The sequence below is a fragment of the Mycobacterium sp. TH-M106 genome, assembly GCF_057473765.1.
Genome location: NZ_JBYCLE010000512.1, coordinates 1 through 2168, shown reverse-complemented (window position 1 = coordinate 2168; position 2168 = coordinate 1). Strand labels below are relative to the sequence as shown.

The following is a 2168-nucleotide window of genomic DNA, read 5'->3' as shown; positions in this document are numbered from 1 at the left end:
CGACAGACGAGGAATCGAGGCGAGTAGCTGCCGTGAGCGGTATCAGTTCACCCTTCGGTCAGAATGAATGGCTAGTCGAGGAGATGTACCGCAAGTTCCGTGACGACCCGTCCTCGGTCGACTCGAGCTGGCACGATTTTCTGGTCGACTACAGCCCCGAGCCGGCCACAGCCGCACTGTCGCCGCCAGCCGTCATGCCCCCGGCGGGGCCCACTAAGCCGTCGGAGTCGTCGGCGCGGGCCGCCTCGTCGGTCCGGCCAGTGGTCGAATCCAACGTTCCCGCGCCGGCCGAAGGCGACCAGGTGCAGGTGCTGCGCGGCGCGGCCGCTGCTGTGGTCAAGAACATGTCCACCTCGCTGGAGGTGCCAACCGCGACCAGTGTGCGGGCTATACCCGCCAAGTTGATGATCGACAACCGCATCGTCATCAACAACCATCTCAAGCGCACCCGCGGCGGCAAGATCTCTTTCACGCATGTGCTCGGCTACGCGATGGTGCAGGCGATCAAGAAGTTCCCCAACATGAACCGCCACTTCGCCGAGGTCGACGGCAAACCCAGCGCTGTCACACCCGCGCACACCAATCTGGGGCTGGCGATCGACCTGCAGGGTGCTGAAGGCAAGCGGTCGCTGGTGGTAGCCGGCATCAAATGCTGCGAGACCATGAACTTCGCCCAGTTCGTCGCGGCTTACGAAGACATCGTGCGCCGGGCTCGGGACAGCAAGCTGAACACCGAAGACTTTGTCGGCGTGACGATCTCACTGACCAACCCCGGCACCATCGGCACCGTGCACTCGGTGCCCCGGCTGATGGCCGGCCAGGGCGCGATCATCGGGGTCGGCGCGATGGAGTACCCCGCCGAATTCCAGGGTGCCAGCGAACAACGCATCGCAGAACTCGGTGTCGGCAAGCTGATCACCTTGACCTCGACTTATGACCACCGCATCATCCAGGGTGCGGAATCCGGCGATTTTCTGCGCTGCCTGCACGAAATGCTGCTCTCCGACAAGTTCTGGGACGAAATCTTCCTCGGGCTGGGCATCCCGTACGAGCCGGTGCGCTGGCGCCCGGACAACCCCGACTCGATCGTCGACAAGAATGCCCGGGTCGTCGAGTTGATTGCGGCCTACCGCAACCGCGGACACCTGATCGCCGACATCGACCCGCTGCGGCTGGACAACACCCGGTTCCGCAGTCACCCCGACCTCGACGTGCTTACCCACGGCCTGACGTTGTGGGACTTAGACCGCGAATTCAAGATTGACGGCGTCCCGGGCGGGGAGCGACGCAAGTTACGTGACGTGCTGTCGGTGCTGCGCGATGCCTACTGTCGCCATGTCGGCGTGGAATATACCCACATCCTCGAGACCGAGCAGCAGGAATGGCTGCAGCAGCGTATTGAAACCAAGCATGTCAAACCGACTGTGGCCGAACAAAAGTACATCTTAAGCAAGCTTAACGCGGCGGAGGCATTCGAAAACTTCCTGCAGACCAAGTACATCGGACAGAAGCGGTTCTCGCTAGAAGGCGCCGAGACCGTCATCCCGATGATGGACAGCGCGATTGACCAGTGCGCCGAATACGGGCTTGACGAAGTCGTCATCAGCATGCCGCACCGCGGCCGCCTCAACGTGCTAGCCAATATCGTCGGCAAGCCGTACTCGCAGATCTTCACGGAGTTCGAGGACAACCTCGACCCGTCGCAAACACACGGCTCCGGCGACGTTAAATACCACCTCGGTGCCACCGGTGTCTATTTGCAGATGTTCGGCGACAACGAGATTCAGGTGTCGCTGACCGCCAACCCGTCGCACCTGGAGGCGGCCGACCCAGTGCTGGAGGGACTCGTCCGGGCCAGGCAGGACCTACTGGATCGGGGTACTCGCGACAGCAAAGACCTGCGGGCCTTCTCGGTGGTGCCGTTGATGTTGCACGGCGATGCCGCGTTTGCCAGCCAGGGCGTCGTCGCTGAGACGCTGAATATGGCGCTGCTGCCGGGCTATAGGGTCGGCGGCACCATCCACATCGTCGTCAACAACCAGATCGGCTTCACCACCGCACCCGAGCATGGCCGGTCCAGCGAATACTGCACCGACGTCGCCAAGATGCTCGGCGCGCCGATCTTCCACGTCAACGGCGACGACCCGGAGGCGTGTGTGTGGGTGGCG

The 2168-nt window shown here is 62.8% G+C and carries 1 protein-coding gene; it reads left to right on the top strand.

Annotation, left to right across the window (positions count from 1 at the left end; translation table 11 throughout):
- Positions 1-32 precede the first annotated feature (32 nt).
- The coding region (locus tag AC2VOP_RS17920; RefSeq protein WP_486962214.1) for a multifunctional oxoglutarate decarboxylase/oxoglutarate dehydrogenase thiamine pyrophosphate-binding subunit/dihydrolipoyllysine-residue succinyltransferase subunit at positions 33-2168 on the top strand (2136 nt) is incomplete at its 3' end.